This window comes from Bacillus altitudinis 41KF2b, assembly GCF_000691145.1.
Classification (GTDB): domain Bacteria; phylum Bacillota; class Bacilli; order Bacillales; family Bacillaceae; genus Bacillus; species Bacillus altitudinis.
In genome coordinates, this window is sequence record NZ_ASJC01000004.1 from 93,444 (window position 1) to 109,105 (window position 15,662).

Below are 15,662 nucleotides of genomic sequence, written 5' to 3' on the forward strand. Positions count from 1 at the left end.
GGGGTTTCTCCCCAGCTGTCTATTCACATCCTATTGACCAAAAGAGTTCGCTTCTTTTTGAAGAATATGATTCAATTCTTCTGCATTTGCTGCTGGTTGATATTGTCCACCACCAGCTTTGGCAACAGATTTTAGACTTTTTGCTTCTTTTTCATTTACATCGAAGCCAATGATGTTGACGATTGTGTCAATACCTTCTTCATGTAATTGCTTCGCTGCTTGTGATGGGCTTCCGCCACATGTTTCCTCACCATCGCTGACAACATATACAATATTTTTCCCTTCAGCTTGGTGATCTTCAAAATCTTGTTTCGTATCAGTTAATGCTTTGGCAAGTGGTGTCCAGCCTGTTGGACCATACACATTCAGCGCTTGTTGAAAGGCTGCTTGCTCATATGTTCCAAATCCATAAACTGCTTCGGAACTTGCACAAGAAACGGCTTTTCCTGCATTTTTATTCGTTCCTTCATGACCAAAAACACGAAGCAAGACTTGTGTATCTTCTGATAAAATACTTGCGAAACTTTGGATCGAGCGTTTTGCGATATCAATTTTCTTTTCGCCTTCAACTGATTGTGCCATGCTTCCGCTTAAATCAAGTAAAATCACCACGTGAGCAGGCTCCTTTTTCGTTACAGCATGAGCTGGTGAAGAAAGAAGCAGAACAAGACTCGCTAAAATGGTTAATATAATATTTCTTTTCATTAAAAAATCTCCCTTTTTTTCATTTGTACAGAAAAAGAGAAACGAAAGCATCAATCAATCGTTTCCCTTTTCTTCAGCAAGTTATTCGTGTAGTTTTAATGATTCTGCTGTAAGGATAGAACCCATTTCTTTCCCAGTGCTTGCTTGGTAGTAATGACCTTTACCAGCTTTAGCTACTTGCATCAATTGACCTTCATAGCCATCGTTAAAGTCTAATCCAATCACATTGACTACAGTAGATCCCTTTGAGTTATGAAGCTCTTTCGCTACTTTCACTGGATCTCCACCACAAGTTTCTTCACCATCAGTAATTAAGTACACAATGTGTTTTGTTCCTTTATGAAGCTGCTTATCTGCTTGCTTTGCACTTTCAAGAGCACGTGCAATCGGTGTCCAGCCATTTGGTCCAAGACCGTTTAGAGAGTTTTCGAAACTATCCTTTTCATAAGGCTGAACGCCATAAACGCCTCTAATGACTTCACATGATTGAGCTTTACCTGAGTTTTTGTTGTTTCCTTCAGACCCAAACAAACTCATACGGATTTTAGCATCTTTCGGAAGAGACTGAGCAAATTTAAATACCTCTTGTTTTGCTAAATCGAATTTGCGCTCTCCATCCACTTTTCTTGCCATACTTCCACTTGCATCAAGTAAGATCGTCACTCTTACATCTTTCTTATGTTTTTTGGCTGATGCTGCTTCTGCAAATACTGGTGAAGAGATTGACATTGATAATGTCAATACAGCTAAGGTTACGAGTGTAAATACTTTTTTCAACATGCTTTTCCTTCCTCCTTATGTATTTGATTGAAACATCTTAATCGTAAAATATTCTGTCTTGGAATGGTATAGGACTCGATCCCTTTTTCTCTTTTATCAAAATCACTAAAATTCTGTCAGATGTCTAGATATTTTCACCTAAAGACTCTTTTGTCACCCTCGTTTTCTCATTCTTTCGAGGGGCTTTGTATCGGCCATCGGTTCTTGTCGGGATGTAAATGTTTAAGATTTCCTGAGGTGCGTCTTAAGTCGCAATTTGTCACATTCTGTTCAAACCTCTTCACACATAAAAAAAGATGCCCCCATTTTGAGGCATCTTTGCTTTTATTTCTTAGCCATATATGTGTTCAGAAAGCGATCAGCTGATTCAATTTTTATCCCTTGATAATAATGTTTCACGATCGCCTCTACTTTTTTACCTGACTGTGCCATATAATGTGCACCATACTGACTCATGCCCACACCATGGCCATACCCTTTTGTCGTAATTACGATTTGCTGACCCTTTCGTTCCCATGTAAAGTCCGCAGAGTGCAATCCTAGTGATTCGCGAATGTCTCTACCCGACAATGTTTTTCCGTTAATGACGGCTTTGGCTACTTGATTGCCTGGTGTACGTTCTACAATTTCTCCCACCTGCTGTTGGCCAAGGGTCACACCCAGTTTTTGCTGAAATTCGCTCACTGTGATGGTTTTCTTGTTTTGGAATTTGGGTGATTTTTCGTCCCATTTGCTTGAGACGCTTTTCAAATAAGGGATTTCATTTTTCCAATAAGCTTCTGCATTTTCGGTTTTCCCATTACTTGTCGAAAAGAAGGAAGCATCAATTGGTTTTTCGTCATACGTCAGTACTTTCCCTTGTGTACTGGCGACCGCTTCTGTGACCTTTTTTAATTTCCAATTGTACGCTTTTCCCCAAATTTTCTTCAGTTCCTGTTTATTTTTGTACACTTGGAACATTTGGGTGTCATCTACAAGGGAACCCTGTGGAGATTTGACGGTTTTATCAATGATCATTTGTCTGACGATATACGTTCTAGCGGCGAGTGCCTGTGCCTTGAGCGCCTCAATTTCAAAATCGGCTGGCATTTCAGAAGCGACGACACCGATCACATACTCTTCTAAGGGGATGTTTTCTACCTGCTGATGCGCTGAACGGTAGACGGGAATGGAGACGGGTGATTGTTTCAATTTGACTGAACCTTTCACTTCTTTTTTAACTGATGGTTCTGCTGCTACGTGTTGGCTGGCCGCTGGTTTTCCTTGGAACGTCGGCAACACGAGTAAGGTTGGAATCATTAAAATGATGATGCAAATTCCTGCGATTGTCCATATCATTGGTTTCATTTGGCTGCCCCCATTTGTCATTGAATCTCTTTTATCCTATGGGCAAGGACAAGCTAATATGACAGCTTCTTTCATTCATTGGACAAGTCTTTTGATGATATGTTTGTGCTCTTCATCATTTGATTGACTGTTCGTCTTTATGAATAAAATTTAAAATGATTGGATACACTAATGATAAGCTTTTGAAAATGCAACCAGTCTATGATTCTAAAAAAAATCAGCATGCCCAAATGGACACACTGATTTCTTTTATCATTACGCGTTCAGATCTGATACAACTTGTTCTTGTGTCACATCTGCTGATTCATCATTTACTCTTTCAATATCTGCACCGATTGCTGCTAGTTTTTGGTGGAAGTTCACATATCCACGATCAATATGCTTCAATTCAGTGACACGTGTATGACCTTCTGCCACTAATCCAGCAAGTACAAGTGCTGCTCCTGCTCTTAAATCAGTCGCTGCCACTTCAGCACCTTGAAGTTGAACAGGTCCATTGATAATCACAGAGCGACCCTCAATTTTAATATCGCCATTCATGCGGCGGAATTCTTCAGCATGCATAAAACGATTTTCAAACACAGTTTCTGTGATCATGCTTGTTCCGTTCGCACGAAGCAATAGCGCCATCATCTGAGATTGCATATCCGTTGGGAACCCAGGATGCGGCATTGTTTTTAGATCGATTGGCTTGAGCTCAGATGGTCCAATGACTCTTAAACCTTCTTCTTCTTCAATGATCTGAATACCCATTTCTTCCATTTTTGCCACAAGTGAAGTCATGTGCTCAGGCACAGCGCCTTTTACAAGAACATTTCCTTCAGTAATGGCTGCTGCCACCATAAACGTACCAGCTTCAATTCGGTCAGGGATGATGTTGTGTTTTGCACCGTGAAGTGTTTCTACACCTTCGATTTTGATTGTACCAGTTCCAGCCCCGCGAACCTTACCGCCCATGGCATTAATGTAGTTTGCCAAGTCAACAATTTCAGGTTCTTTTGCTACGTTTTCTAAAATCGTCGTTCCTTCAGCCAATGCTGCTGCCATGATGATGTTTTCAGTTGCCCCTACACTTGGGAAATCCAAATAGATTTTTGCACCTTTTAAACGGCCATTTACTTCAGCCTCGATGAAACCATTACCTACTTGAATTTTAGCTCCCATTGCTTCAAAGCCTTTTAAATGCTGATCAATTGGTCTTGAACCAATCGCACAACCACCAGGTAATGCAACTCTTGCATGACCTGTTCTAGCTAAAAGTGGTCCCATGACGAGCACAGATGCTCTCATTTTACGGACGTACTCAAACGGAGCCTCAGTTTCTAGTGCATGAGATGCATCTACTGATACTTCGTTATTTTCAAAATGTACTTCTGCTCCTAAATGACGTAACACTTCATTGATTGTATATACATCGGAGAGCGTAGGTACATCACAAATTACGCTTTTTTCTGTACTTGCTAACAAAGATGCAGCGATAACTGGTAAAACGGCATTTTTTGCGCCTTCTACTTTAACTGTGCCGTTTAACTTTTGACCGCCGCGGACGATGATTTTTTCCAAGGTCTTCCCCTCCGCGTCCCAAATTCTCTATATTAATATTCAGTCGTTACGATTGGTGTGCCAACCGTAATCGTATGATTTTCGTTCATTTCCGAACTTCTGATGGCAATTTGAACATTCATTTTATCATTTGAAGTCATAATGAACTGTTCCCACTTCTCTGTGTAAGCGGAAAGCGACACAAAATTAGACTCAACGAGATACTCAACTGGTTTTGCTTGAAATTCATTTGCTATCATTTCAGCTTTTTTTTGCAAAACAACATCCATCATACCATTTACATGACCATCGAGACAAGTAAAAATCACAAATTTTTCTTGTAATATGCTTTTTGCATGACGTACGAACTGATCATATGTATGCTCCCAGGTATTCAGTGGGCGAGCACCTTTTTGCTCATATAATAAATACGACTTTTGGTTTGATTTTGTGTCGGTCTTCACGAGTAAAATTTTCGATAATGTATCATTTTTTTCATCTTTGTAAATTCCTGTGACTTTGGTGACATGTTTCTCTTTTTTTTCGGTCCACTCATACTGTCGTAGTTCGTCTTTCAAACGTTTCACTTTTTTTGAAAATTGTTCGGATGAAATGTCTATATTTGTTTTGGCATGAAGCGTCCATCCACTTACTTCGATTTGCTGGTTTTTCATACCTTCTGCTATTTGGGCGAGCGTGGATGTTTCTTCCGCCCGAACACCTTGAATCATCAGAACAAAAAAAAGAATAAATGCAAATAATGGCCAACCTTTTAAATACTTTCTCACTTGTCATTCCCCCTTGCTACAAGTGTTGCCGCAAGGAGATCAATGCATACGTGGAAAAGTCATCAAAGGCCATATTTTTGACACTTCTTTTTACGTTCCCGCAGAAGGCAGTGACCAAACCTTTTATGTTAAAACATATAAGGGATTTGTCTGGAGAAATTTAAATAATCAAGGAAGAAATTGCTGACTGCCGATGCAATAGCAATCGTGAGCAGCATCATGAGCAATCTAGCTTGAATAATTTTTCCTTTTTTAATCAGTGGATCAATATTCACCGCAAGCAATGCCCACCACGTAATGGCGATAAAAAATAGGTGGATCACAATACTGACAATTGCTTGTTGTCCTACGTCTTCCATACACTTGAATCCTCCTTTTATTGATTTCTGTAAAGGAAAACTCCCTTTCATTATATCCTCCAAAATCGGAAAGATGAATCATTTGGAAAAAAGAGCTACATTTAGAGTGAATCCCCTCTTATTCTGATGCGAAGGAGATGATATACTGCGGTGGAAGGAGCTGATCATATTTGAAAGATTCTTTTCCTGACTTTGTTGATTTGTACGGAGAACTGGTTCCCTCATTTGAACATGAATGGGAAGCCATTGCTTTCTACTTTGATTATAGACAGACACAGCTAGAAGAATTAGCACAATTGTGTCATTTTCATAACATTTCTTTGGATTACTCAGAGGAAAGCCTTTATCAGTTAGAGTCATTATACTTCGATGCCTTCCGTCAGCAGCTTTTTGCTGAGTGGAAAATGCCTATTGATGCATTGGAAGCGATGTTGAGTGTGTACATGGGAGAGGTTGTCATCAAGCATCATTCAGATGCTGATTGGGTCGTGCGGCCTTATATGGACTCTTCGCATCAATATACCCTTGGCTTGCGCCGAAACAATAAAACGTGGCATAGTACGCATTTTTGCGAGCATTTATATCTTGAAAAGCAAGCATCTCATCCGTATGTGTCGATGTATCAGTCTCTCATGTCATCCTAAAAAAATCCTTCTTATCGCAATGATAAGAAGGATTTTCTGTTTTATTTCCCTGCTACATTTAAACGGTTTAATGCCCGTTTTAATGCGAGTTCCGCCCTGCGTACATCACTTTCATTCGGGTGGTTCAAATGCTCTTCAGCACGCTGTTTCGCTGATTTTGCACGATCGACATCAACTTTGTCTGATGTTTCAGCAGCCTGAGCAAGAATGGTTACTTTTTCGGGGCGAACTTCAACAAATCCACCGCTTACTGCAACCAATTCAGTTGATCCACTATGTTTTAAGCGAACTGCACCGATTTTTAGCGGAGCAACCATTGGAACGTGGCCAGCTAAAATTCCAAGCTCACCGCTTTCTGCTCTTACACTGACCATTTCCACATCCGCTTCATACACTGGGCCGTCGGGAGTAACGATATTGACTTGAACGGTCTTCATGCTTTTACCCTCCTAAGGACCAGATTAGGCCTCTACACCCATCTCTTTGGCTTTTTCAACCACTTCTTCAATGCGACCGACTAAGCGGAATGCATCTTCTGGAAGGTGATCGTATTTACCAGATAAGATTTCCTTGAAGCCTTTAACAGTTTCTTGCAATGGCACATAAGAACCTTTTTGGCCAGTGAACTGTTCTGCTACGTGGAAGTTTTGAGATAGGAAGAATTGAACACGACGAGCTCTGTGTACCACAAGCTTATCGTCCTCAGATAATTCATCCATACCTAAAATGGCAATGATATCTTGCAATTCTTTATAACGTTGCAATGTTTGCTGAACTTCACGCGCGATCGCATAATGCTCTTCGCCAACAATCTCAGGTGCAAGGGCACGAGATGTTGAAGCAAGTGGATCTACCGCTGGGTAAATCCCCATCTCTGTCAACTTACGCTCAAGGTTTGTCGTTGCATCAAGGTGAGCGAACGTTGTAGCTGGAGCTGGATCTGTATAGTCATCCGCAGGTACATAGATCGCTTGAATCGATGTAACCGATCCTACGTTTGTAGACGTGATACGCTCTTGAAGCTGACCCATTTCTGTTGCAAGAGTTGGCTGATAACCTACCGCTGAAGGCATACGTCCAAGAAGGGCTGATACTTCAGAACCTGCTTGTGTAAAACGATAGATGTTATCGATGAAGAACAATACGTCTTGACCTTGTTCATCACGGAAATGCTCTGCCATTGTCAAACCAGTTAGAGCTACACGCATACGTGCACCTGGTGGCTCGTTCATTTGGCCGAAGACCATCGCTGTTTTTTCGATAACGCCAGAATCTTTCATTTCGTAGTAAAGGTCATTTCCTTCACGTGTACGCTCTCCAACACCAGCGAATACAGAAATACCGCCGTGTTCTTGTGCGATGTTGTTGATCAATTCTTGAATCAGAACGGTTTTACCAACACCGGCTCCACCGAATAGACCGATCTTTCCACCTTTGATGTAAGGAGCAAGAAGGTCAACAACTTTGATACCTGTTTCAAGAATTTCAACTTCTGTAGAAAGTTGATCAAAAGAAGGCGCTTGTCTGTGGATTGGGTCTCTTTGCGCTTCCACACCAAGTGGCTCATCTAAGTCAATGTTATCTCCCAGTACGTTGAATACACGTCCAAGTGTTACGTTACCAACTGGTACTGAAATTGGTTTTCCAAGGTCTACAGCTTCCATACCGCGCTTCACACCGTCTGTTGATGCCATTGCGATGGTTCTCACTGTATCATCACCTAAATGTAGTGCTACTTCTAAAGTTAAGTCGATATCAACTTCACTTTCGCTTTCCGCTTTATGCGAAACTTTGATCGCATTATAAATCTCAGGCAAGTGACCGTCTTCAAAACGAACGTCTACGACTGGTCCCATGATCTGACTGATGCGTCCTGTTTTCATTGCATTCCCTCCTGACAATTATTTCTATTCTAAGGCAGCTGCTCCGCCGACAATTTCTGTAATCTCTTGTGTAATCGCTGCTTGACGAGCACGGTTGTAAGAGAGTGTCAGGCTGTCGATCAATTCTTTTGCGTTGTCTGTTGCACTCTTCATTGCTGTCATCCTTGCAGCATGTTCACTTGCTTTGCTGTCAAGAAGCGCACCGAAAATCAAACTCTCTGCATATTGAGGAAGGAGAACTTCAAGAATTTCTTCTTCAGAAGGCTCAAACTCATAAGATGCGGAACGTTTATTTGGTGTCGCTGCGGCCGAAAGGTCCGTTAGCGGCAATAATTTTTTCTCTGTTACTTCTTGTGAAATGGCACTGACGAAATGGTTATAGAACATGTAAAGCTCATCAAACGCTTCATCAGAGAACATTTGCACTGTACTGCTTGCTAATTCTTTAATATCAGCAAACGCTACTTCGTCTCCAAGCCCTGTTACTTCAGAAATAACTGGAATACCACGCTTTTTGAAGAAGTCGCGTCCGATTTTACCAATCACAATCACCGCATATTCATCAGCAGATTGATGACGAGATTGAATGGCTTGGTAAGCGGCACGTAAAATCGAGCTGTTAAAAGGTCCTGCAAGTCCTCGATCAGATGTAATGACGAGATACCCTGTTTTCTTAACAGGTCTTGAAAAAAGCATTGGGTGCTTAGCACTTGTTCCAGTTGCGATTGCCGCAACGACTTCTTGGATTTTCTCCATGTAAGGAACAAAGGACTTCGCATTATTTTCAGCACGATTCAGTTTCGCAGCTGATACCATTTGCATCGCTTTTGTGATCTGACTCGATTTTTTTGTTGACGTGATCCTTGACTTAATATCGCGTAATGAGGCCAAAGATTTCACCACCTTTTTTCAGGAATCCGTGTTCATTTACGTGAAAAGAGAGAAAAAGAGAATCTTTTTCTCTCGGAAAGATTACTAATTAGTTGCTTGGTGCAAACGTACGTTTAAAGCCTTCGATCGCTGCTTTCCACTCTTCATCAGCAGGCATGTTTCCTGTTTGAGAGATTGTGTCAAACAAGTCTTTATGGTTTTCTTCAATGTACATGAATAACTCAGCTTCAAAGCGTTTGACATCAGCAATCGCTACATCATCTAAGTATCCTCTTGTCAGTGCATAAAGAATCGCTACTTGTTTTTCAACTTTCAGCGGTTTGTTCAAGTCTTGTTTTAAGACTTCAACTGTTCTAGCACCACGGTTTAATTTGGCTTGAGTCGCTTGGTCTAGATCAGATCCAAACTGAGCGAATGCTTCAAGCTCACGATAAGAAGCAAGATCCAGACGAAGTGTACCTGCTACCTTTTTCATCGCTTTGATTTGTGCAGAACCACCTACACGAGATACAGACAATCCTGCGTTTACCGCTGGACGTACGCCTGAGAAGAAGAGATCAGATTGTAAGAAGATCTGTCCATCTGTGATTGAGATAACGTTTGTTGGGATATATGCAGAGATATCACCAGCTTGCGTTTCTACGAAAGGCAATGCTGTGATAGAACCGCCACCCTTTTCATCACTAAGCTTCGCTGCACGCTCTAATAAACGAGAGTGAAGATAGAAAACATCACCAGGGAATGCTTCACGGCCTGGAGGACGACGAAGCAATAATGAAAGCTCACGGTAAGCTGCCGCTTGTTTAGAAAGGTCATCATACACAACAAGCACATGCTTGCCGTTATACATGAATTCCTCACCCATCGTTACACCTGCATAAGGAGCAAGGTAAAGAAGTGGAGCTGGCTGTGATGCAGAAGCTGTGACAACGATTGTGTAGTCAAGCGCACCATGCTTACGAAGTGTTTCAACAACACCACGAACAGTTGATTCTTTTTGTCCGATCGCTACATAGATACAGATCATGTCTTGATCTTTTTGGTTAAGGATCGTATCAATTGCAACAGATGTTTTACCTGTTTGACGGTCCCCAATGATCAATTCACGCTGTCCGCGTCCGATTGGAATCAAGGCATCAATTGCTTTAATTCCCGTTTGAAGCGGCTCATGTACCGATTTACGATCCATAACGCCTGGTGCTTCACTTTCGATTGGACGTGTTTTGCTTGTTAAAATTGGACCTAGTCCATCAACAGGCTGACCAAGTGGGTTCACAATACGTCCGATTAACTCTTCTCCTACTGGAACCTCCATGATACGACCTGTACGTTTTACGTCGTCACCTTCACGGATATCTTTGTAAGGTCCTAAGATTACGATACCTACGTTAGACTCCTCAAGGTTTTGAGCCATACCCATTACACCGTTAGAGAACTCAACAAGCTCTCCTGCCATAATGTTGTCAAGGCCATGTACACGCGCGATACCGTCCCCTACTTGAATGACTGTACCGACATCTTTTACTTCAATTTCAGATTGATAGTTTTGGATTTGCTGCTTTATCAGCGCGCTAATCTCTTCAGCTTTGATACTCACTAAGGTTTCACCCCTTCTAACGATTTTCGCCTGCAAGCTGACGTTCAATGCGGGAAAGCTTTCCGCTAACACTGCCGTCATAAATGCGGTTTCCGATACGGATTTTCACTCCGCCTATTAGATCCTTGTCAATCACGTTTTCTACACGCAGTGATGTGACTCCGGCTTTTTTGGCAAATACTTCAGATAAAGATTGAATTTCAGCTCCGCTGAGCGGTTTAACTGAATACACGATCGCATCGTCTATTTGTTTCGTACGGTTTGCAAGTTTCACAAACTCAGACGCCATTTCAGGAAAAATATTCGTGCGCCCGCGGTCAATCAGTAAATACATTGTGTGCAAAACATATGTCGAAACACCTTTGAAAGCTTCTGCAATCAGATGTTTCTTTTTGTCTGCCGTAATCTTCGGATGAACAAGAAAGTCATTTAATTCTTGGTCAGCCTTCAGAACTTTTTTGATCTCATTCAGCTCTTTTTCAGTTTCGTCTACTGCCGAAGAAGCAAGAACGATGTCAAAAAGAGCAGAAGCGTAACGCTTAGAGACAATAGTCACGCTCATCGGCTTTCGCCTGCCTCTTTAAGATACTCTTGGATCAATTTCTCTTGTGCTTGCTCATCAAGTTCTTTTTCAATCACTTTAGAAGCAATTAATACAGAAAGTGATGCAACTTGCTCTCGCAGTGCAGCCACAGCTTGTTCTTTTTCTTTCACGATTTCAGTTCTAGCAGACTCTTTCAAGCGCTCTGATTCTTGACGCGCTGCTTGAATGATATCTTCTTTTTGTTTCTCACCAATCTTTTTCGCATTTTCGATGAGTGTATGTGATTCTTCGCGTGCTTCTTTCAATAAGACACGTTGTTCTTCAAGAAGCTTTTCAGCTTGAACGTGCTTTTCTTCAGCACTTGAAATTTCATTTCCTATATAATCTTCACGCTGTTTCATAATCCCTAATAAAGGCTTAAGCGCAAATTTCTTTAAAAGTGCAAGCAGGATGAGCATAGCGATCAGCTGGAATATGATATCTCCGGTGTTTAGACCTGCTCCTAAAACTACTGGTAACTGAGACATTTAGTACGGCAACTCCCTTCTTTAAATAATATGTTAAGAAACAAAACATAAAGGAATGGCGAAGTTTCGAACTAATCTGATCTTCGCCATTAAAATTCATATTAGAACGCTTCTCACATATTAACCAAAGAATGCCAAGAATGCGATAACGACAGCGATAATTGGAAGTGCCTCAACTAAAGCTACCCCGATGAACATAAGTGTTCTTAGTTCTCTACCAGCTTCTGGCTGACGAGCGATTCCTTCTACTGTTTTAGATACGATTAGACCGTTACCAATACCTGCTCCTAGTGCTCCTAAACCGATTGCAATTGCTGCTGCTATTAAATTCATTAAAAAGCTCCTCCTTTAAAATAACGTCCTTTTTGGACTCTCAATTTTTTAGTGTTCGTCGCTGACTTTATGGGAGATATACACCATTGTCAGCATGGTGAAGATAAATGCCTGGATGGTTCCGACAAACAAACTGAATGCCTGCCATACAATCATCGGCACGATGGCACCTAATGTACCAATGATACCTAGTGCAAGGTTTTGCGAATAGAAATTAGTCGCAAGTCCTGCAAGTAAACCAAGAAGAATCTCTCCAGCGAAAATATTTCCATAAAGACGCAAACCAAGTGTTAATGTGTTTGCAAATTCTTCAATAATTTTCAGCGGTACTAAAAGTGGGATTGGTCTAAAGTAGTCTTTTGTATATTCCTTGACTCCTTTTGCTTTAACACCATAGTAGTGTGTCAATCCCATGACCATAACCGCTAGTGTCATTGTGATTGCAGGATCAGCAGTTGGTGATTTCCACCATAAGTTGTGATCGACCGTAATCGAGAATGGCAGTCCAAGCATGTTTGAAACAAATATGTACATGAGTAATGTAACGCCAAGCGCTAGAAATGGGGCTCCTGTTTTCATGTCCATCGAACTACCTATGATATTTCGAACAAAATCAACAATCCATTCCATGAAGTTCTGCGCCTTTGTCGGACGAATAGCCAGAACACGAGTAGTCAGCACCGCTATGAGAAGAACGATGATACTAGCAATCGTAATCATGAGAACATTGGATAAGTTGAACGTTAACCCTAAAAATTCTGTAGTTTTTGAACTGTGACCCAAAGAGTATTCACCTCTCTTCCATAGTAGAACGTTTAAGTTGAATGAAGGAATCTATCATAATGACAGGATATATTGTCATTAATCCTATAACAACACCTGCCAGATGAACTTCGTTAGGGTAACGCCAAGCAATCGCTACTGCGAGAATTGCGTTGGCCCACCTGGCTGTACTTCCCATTGAACGAATAGATTTTCCTTTTTTAACTGCTCGATCAAAAGCATGCATTCTCCGAATAAGCAGGAATAAATTAAAGAAAGCAAAAATTGTGCCGATAATGAAACCAAGAAACAGTGGTTTAAAACCAGGCATGGCATAGCCAAACACAAAAATTGCCAATAAATAGAACATATATTTACTCTGTCTGCGGAAAATGACGTTTGGATCGTTCATTCATCTGACTCCCGATGAAAAATATTGTAAAAAAGGTGATAAATGGTGATGAAAACTGCGTAGAAGACGCTTATGATAAGCCGTCCTGTTTGAAAAAAATCAATCACCCATCGGTCTAATTGTGCAATCAGACTTGAAATCTTTAGATCTATGGGATTCTGCTTCATTCGCTGATACAAACCCTGATTATTAAAGGGTTCACAATGAGGATTAGTAGAGTGCTATAGGCTATGAAAACCTTACCATAATACCCTCGTTTAGCATACAATAGCGTCTATGATGTGTCAATCCGTTGAAAGTTAAAAAACTTTTCTATAATGAGAGAGCACACAAAATGTTCACAATTTCATCAAACTTTAGGAGAGATGTGACATTCATTCAAAAAAACTGCTAATGTTCAGTATACATTGATTTTTCTAAGAACGATATCAACCGTTTGTCATATTTTTCAAAAAAGCCCACATGCACGTTTGCATGTGGGCTTTTCATGAATCATTCTTATTTTGTTCCATACATACGGTCACCAGCATCACCAAGACCTGGGATGATGTAACCTTTTTCGTTTAACTTCTCATCTAATGCTGCAATGTAGATATCAACATCTGGATGATGCTTTTGCATTTCTTCTACACCTTCTGGCGCAGCAATCAGACACATGAAGCGGATGTTTTTCGCACCGCGTTTTTTCAAGCTGTTTAATGCTTCTACTGCTGATCCGCCCGTTGCAAGCATTGGGTCTACTACGATAAATTCACGCTCTTCCACATCAGATGGAAGCTTCACATAATATTCAACAGGCTTTAATGTCTTCGGATCACGGTATAAACCGACATGTCCCACTTTGGCAGCTGGAATGAGTTTCAAAATCCCGTCTACCATTCCAAGACCTGCTCTTAAAATCGGCACAACTCCGAGTTTTTTACCTGAGATCACGTTTGATTTAGCGACTTGTACAGGTGTTTCTACATCTACCTCTTCAAGCGGTAAGTCTCTTGTGATTTCAAATGCCATTAATGTTGCGACTTCATCCACTAGCTCTCTAAATTCTTTTGTTCCTGTATGAACGTCACGAATATATGTAAGTTTGTGCTGAATAAGCGGGTGATCAAATACATAAACCTTTGCCATTGCTTGCTACAACTCCTTTTCTGTCATCTTCCGGTGAACTTTGCACACTTCCTACAATTCTACATAAAAAGACATCATCTTTCAATATGATTCGCAAATCCTACAAAAAAAACCCACATGCCAAAAATAGGCAAATGGGTCTGCATTTTAATAATCTAATTCATGATATAGAGGGAAACGAGCTGTCAGATCAGATACACGCTTTTTCGCCTCTTCTAATTTCGCTTCATCTTCATGATGTTTCAGAGCAAGCGCAATAATGGAACCGACTTCTTTCATCGCTTCTTGATCGAAGCCACGGCTTGTCACTGCTGCTGTACCTACACGTACACCACTTGTAACAAATGGTTTCTCTGGATCATAAGGAATCGCATTTTTGTTCACTGTGATACCAATTTCATCAAGAACGTTTTCTGCAATTTTTCCTGTAATGCCAAGAGAGCGCAAGTCGATGAGAACAAGATGGTTGTCTGTTCCACCAGATACAAGCTGAATATCCTCAGATAAAAGTGTTTCAGCTAGTTGTTTTGCGTTATCAATCACGTTTTGTGCATATGTTTTGAAATCTCCGTTCAATACTTCACCGAAAGAAACAGCTTTTGCAGAGATCACATGCATGAGTGGTCCACCTTGAATACCAGGGAAGATCGATTTGTCGATCTTTTTACCAAACTCTTCACGGCATAGAATCATTCCGCCGCGAGGTCCGCGCAATGTTTTGTGAGTTGTCGTTGTCACAAAATCAGCGTAAGGAACTGGATTTGGATGAAGACCTGCTGCAACAAGACCCGCGATGTGAGCCATGTCTACCATAAAGTAAGCACCGACTTCATCGGCAATTTCACGGAACTTTTTGAAATCAATTTGACGTGGGTAAGCACTTGCCCCCGCTACGATTAGTTTCGGCTTATGCTCACGTGCTTTTTCAAGTACATCTTGGTAGTCGATATGTTGTGTTTCTTTATCTACACCGTATTCTACAAAGTTGTACTGTACGCCGCTAAAGTTTACAGGGCTTCCATGTGTTAAATGCCCGCCATGTGATAAGTTCATGCCTAGCACTGTATCGCCATGCTCAAGGATTGTAAAGTATACGGCCATATTCGCTTGAGCTCCTGAGTGAGGCTGTACGTTCACATACTCAGCGCCAAAAATTTCTTTTGCGCGGTCACGTGCGATATCTTCTACAACGTCTACATGTTCACAGCCGCCATAGTAACGTTTACCAGGGTAACCTTCTGCATATTTGTTTGTTAAGACAGAGCCCTGCGCTTCCATGACTGCTTCGCTTACGAAGTTTTCTGATGCAATTAATTCGATTTTGTCCTGCTGGCGTTTCCGCTCTAGTTGAATTGCTTTGAATACTTGTGCGTCTTGCTCAGGTAAATGTTTCATCAGCGAAATCCTCTCCAATCTATTT

18 protein-coding genes are annotated in these 15,662 nt (G+C 41.1%); 1 reads left to right on the plus strand and 17 read right to left on the minus strand.

Annotated features, from left to right (window positions below; all coding sequences use genetic code 11):
- Positions 1 to 30: 30 nt before the first annotated feature.
- The 6 genes from BA79_RS08785 to BA79_RS08810 form a co-directional block, all read right to left on the minus strand.
- Positions 31 to 705 carry a VWA domain-containing protein gene (locus BA79_RS08785; protein WP_026050166.1) on the minus strand — a complete coding sequence of 225 codons (675 nt, stop codon included), beginning with the start codon at positions 703 to 705 and terminating at the stop codon, positions 31 to 33.
- An 81-nt stretch (positions 706 to 786) separates the two neighbouring features.
- The gene (locus BA79_RS08790; RefSeq protein ID WP_080934067.1) at positions 787 to 1,485 is read right to left on the minus strand and encodes a VWA domain-containing protein; all 699 of its coding nucleotides are present in this window, start codon (positions 1,483 to 1,485) and stop codon (positions 787 to 789) included.
- Positions 1,486 to 1,809: 324 nt separating this feature from the next.
- Positions 1,810 to 2,832 (minus strand): stage II sporulation protein D, encoded by a 1,023-nt coding sequence (spoIID, locus tag BA79_RS08795; RefSeq protein WP_008343381.1) that lies wholly within the window; start codon positions 2,830 to 2,832, stop codon positions 1,810 to 1,812.
- 255 nt (positions 2,833 to 3,087) lie between these two features.
- Entirely contained in the window at positions 3,088 to 4,395 is a 1,308-nt protein-coding gene (murA, locus tag BA79_RS08800; protein WP_007497616.1) for a UDP-N-acetylglucosamine 1-carboxyvinyltransferase, read from the minus strand.
- 32 nt (positions 4,396 to 4,427) lie between these two features.
- Positions 4,428 to 5,162, minus strand: coding sequence for a YwmB family TATA-box binding protein (locus BA79_RS08805; protein WP_008343385.1), 735 nt, complete (start codon positions 5,160 to 5,162; stop codon positions 4,428 to 4,430).
- Positions 5,163 to 5,290: 128 nt separating this feature from the next.
- Positions 5,291 to 5,521, minus strand: a complete 231-nt coding sequence (locus tag BA79_RS08810) for a DUF1146 family protein (protein WP_008343389.1) — start codon at positions 5,519 to 5,521, stop codon at positions 5,291 to 5,293.
- 170 nt (positions 5,522 to 5,691) lie between these two features.
- Between BA79_RS08810 and BA79_RS08815 the strand changes: the two genes are divergently transcribed.
- Positions 5,692 to 6,165 (plus strand): hypothetical protein, encoded by a 474-nt coding sequence (locus tag BA79_RS08815; protein ID WP_019743250.1) that lies wholly within the window; start codon positions 5,692 to 5,694, stop codon positions 6,163 to 6,165.
- Between the two features lie 41 nt (positions 6,166 to 6,206).
- On the opposite strand, the gene BA79_RS08820 is transcribed toward BA79_RS08815, so the two are convergent.
- From BA79_RS08820 to glyA, 11 genes are all read right to left on the minus strand, one after another.
- Positions 6,207 to 6,602, minus strand: coding sequence for a F0F1 ATP synthase subunit epsilon (locus tag BA79_RS08820; RefSeq protein ID WP_008343393.1), 396 nt, complete (start codon positions 6,600 to 6,602; stop codon positions 6,207 to 6,209).
- Positions 6,603 to 6,626: 24 nt separating this feature from the next.
- Positions 6,627 to 8,048, minus strand: a complete 1,422-nt coding sequence (atpD, locus tag BA79_RS08825; RefSeq protein WP_008343395.1) for a F0F1 ATP synthase subunit beta — start codon at positions 8,046 to 8,048, stop codon at positions 6,627 to 6,629.
- 24 nt (positions 8,049 to 8,072) lie between these two features.
- A complete protein-coding gene (locus BA79_RS08830) occupies positions 8,073 to 8,939 on the minus strand; it encodes a F0F1 ATP synthase subunit gamma (protein ID WP_017368206.1) in 867 nt (288 codons plus the stop codon).
- Positions 8,940 to 9,027: 88 nt separating this feature from the next.
- Positions 9,028 to 10,536, minus strand: coding sequence for a F0F1 ATP synthase subunit alpha (gene atpA / locus BA79_RS08835; RefSeq protein ID WP_008343398.1), 1,509 nt, complete (start codon positions 10,534 to 10,536; stop codon positions 9,028 to 9,030).
- 16 nt (positions 10,537 to 10,552) lie between these two features.
- Entirely contained in the window at positions 10,553 to 11,098 is a 546-nt protein-coding gene (locus tag BA79_RS08840; protein ID WP_007497632.1) for a F0F1 ATP synthase subunit delta, read from the minus strand.
- A complete protein-coding gene (gene atpF, locus BA79_RS08845; protein WP_007497634.1) occupies positions 11,095 to 11,607 on the minus strand; it encodes a F0F1 ATP synthase subunit B in 513 nt (170 codons plus the stop codon). The genes BA79_RS08840 and atpF overlap by 4 nt, the downstream gene beginning before the upstream one ends.
- A gap of 120 nt (positions 11,608 to 11,727) precedes the next feature.
- Positions 11,728 to 11,940, minus strand: a complete 213-nt coding sequence (gene atpE, locus BA79_RS08850; RefSeq protein ID WP_003214968.1) for a F0F1 ATP synthase subunit C — start codon at positions 11,938 to 11,940, stop codon at positions 11,728 to 11,730.
- Between the two features lie 48 nt (positions 11,941 to 11,988).
- Positions 11,989 to 12,723: a F0F1 ATP synthase subunit A gene (atpB, locus tag BA79_RS08855; RefSeq protein WP_007497637.1), complete on the minus strand. Its 735-nt coding sequence runs from the start codon at positions 12,721 to 12,723 to the stop codon at positions 11,989 to 11,991.
- Positions 12,724 to 12,730: 7 nt separating this feature from the next.
- Positions 12,731 to 13,114 (minus strand): ATP synthase subunit I, encoded by a 384-nt coding sequence (locus BA79_RS08860; RefSeq protein ID WP_007497639.1) that lies wholly within the window; start codon positions 13,112 to 13,114, stop codon positions 12,731 to 12,733.
- 498 nt (positions 13,115 to 13,612) lie between these two features.
- Positions 13,613 to 14,242 carry a uracil phosphoribosyltransferase gene (gene upp, locus BA79_RS08865; RefSeq protein WP_003214553.1) on the minus strand — a complete coding sequence of 210 codons (630 nt, stop codon included), beginning with the start codon at positions 14,240 to 14,242 and terminating at the stop codon, positions 13,613 to 13,615.
- Between the two features lie 147 nt (positions 14,243 to 14,389).
- Positions 14,390 to 15,637, minus strand: a complete 1,248-nt coding sequence (glyA, locus tag BA79_RS08870; RefSeq protein WP_026050167.1) for a serine hydroxymethyltransferase — start codon at positions 15,635 to 15,637, stop codon at positions 14,390 to 14,392.
- Between the last annotated feature and the right edge of the window lie 25 nt (positions 15,638 to 15,662).

Coding starts and splice junctions, on each gene's coding strand:
- BA79_RS08820 (WP_008343393.1), bottom strand. CDS start 6,602: ATGAAGACCGTTCAAGTCAATATCGTTACTCCCGACGGCCCAGTGTAT.
- BA79_RS08860 (WP_007497639.1), bottom strand. CDS start 13,114: ATGAACGATCCAAACGTCATTTTCCGCAGACAGAGTAAATATATGTTC.
- BA79_RS08840 (WP_007497632.1), bottom strand. CDS start 11,098: ATGAGCGTGACTATTGTCTCTAAGCGTTACGCTTCTGCTCTTTTTGAC.
- atpF (WP_007497634.1), bottom strand. CDS start 11,607: ATGTCTCAGTTACCAGTAGTTTTAGGAGCAGGTCTAAACACCGGAGAT.
- BA79_RS08785 (WP_026050166.1), bottom strand. CDS start 705: ATGAAAAGAAATATTATATTAACCATTTTAGCGAGTCTTGTTCTGCTT.
- atpD (WP_008343395.1), bottom strand. CDS start 8,048: ATGAAAACAGGACGCATCAGTCAGATCATGGGACCAGTCGTAGACGTT.
- BA79_RS08810 (WP_008343389.1), bottom strand. CDS start 5,521: ATGGAAGACGTAGGACAACAAGCAATTGTCAGTATTGTGATCCACCTA.
- atpE (WP_003214968.1), bottom strand. CDS start 11,940: ATGAATTTAATAGCAGCAGCAATTGCAATCGGTTTAGGAGCACTAGGA.
- upp (WP_003214553.1), bottom strand. CDS start 14,242: ATGGCAAAGGTTTATGTATTTGATCACCCGCTTATTCAGCACAAACTT.
- spoIID (WP_008343381.1), bottom strand. CDS start 2,832: ATGAAACCAATGATATGGACAATCGCAGGAATTTGCATCATCATTTTA.
- glyA (WP_026050167.1), bottom strand. CDS start 15,637: ATGAAACATTTACCTGAGCAAGACGCACAAGTATTCAAAGCAATTCAA.
- BA79_RS08790 (WP_080934067.1), bottom strand. CDS start 1,485: ATGTTGAAAAAAGTATTTACACTCGTAACCTTAGCTGTATTGACATTA.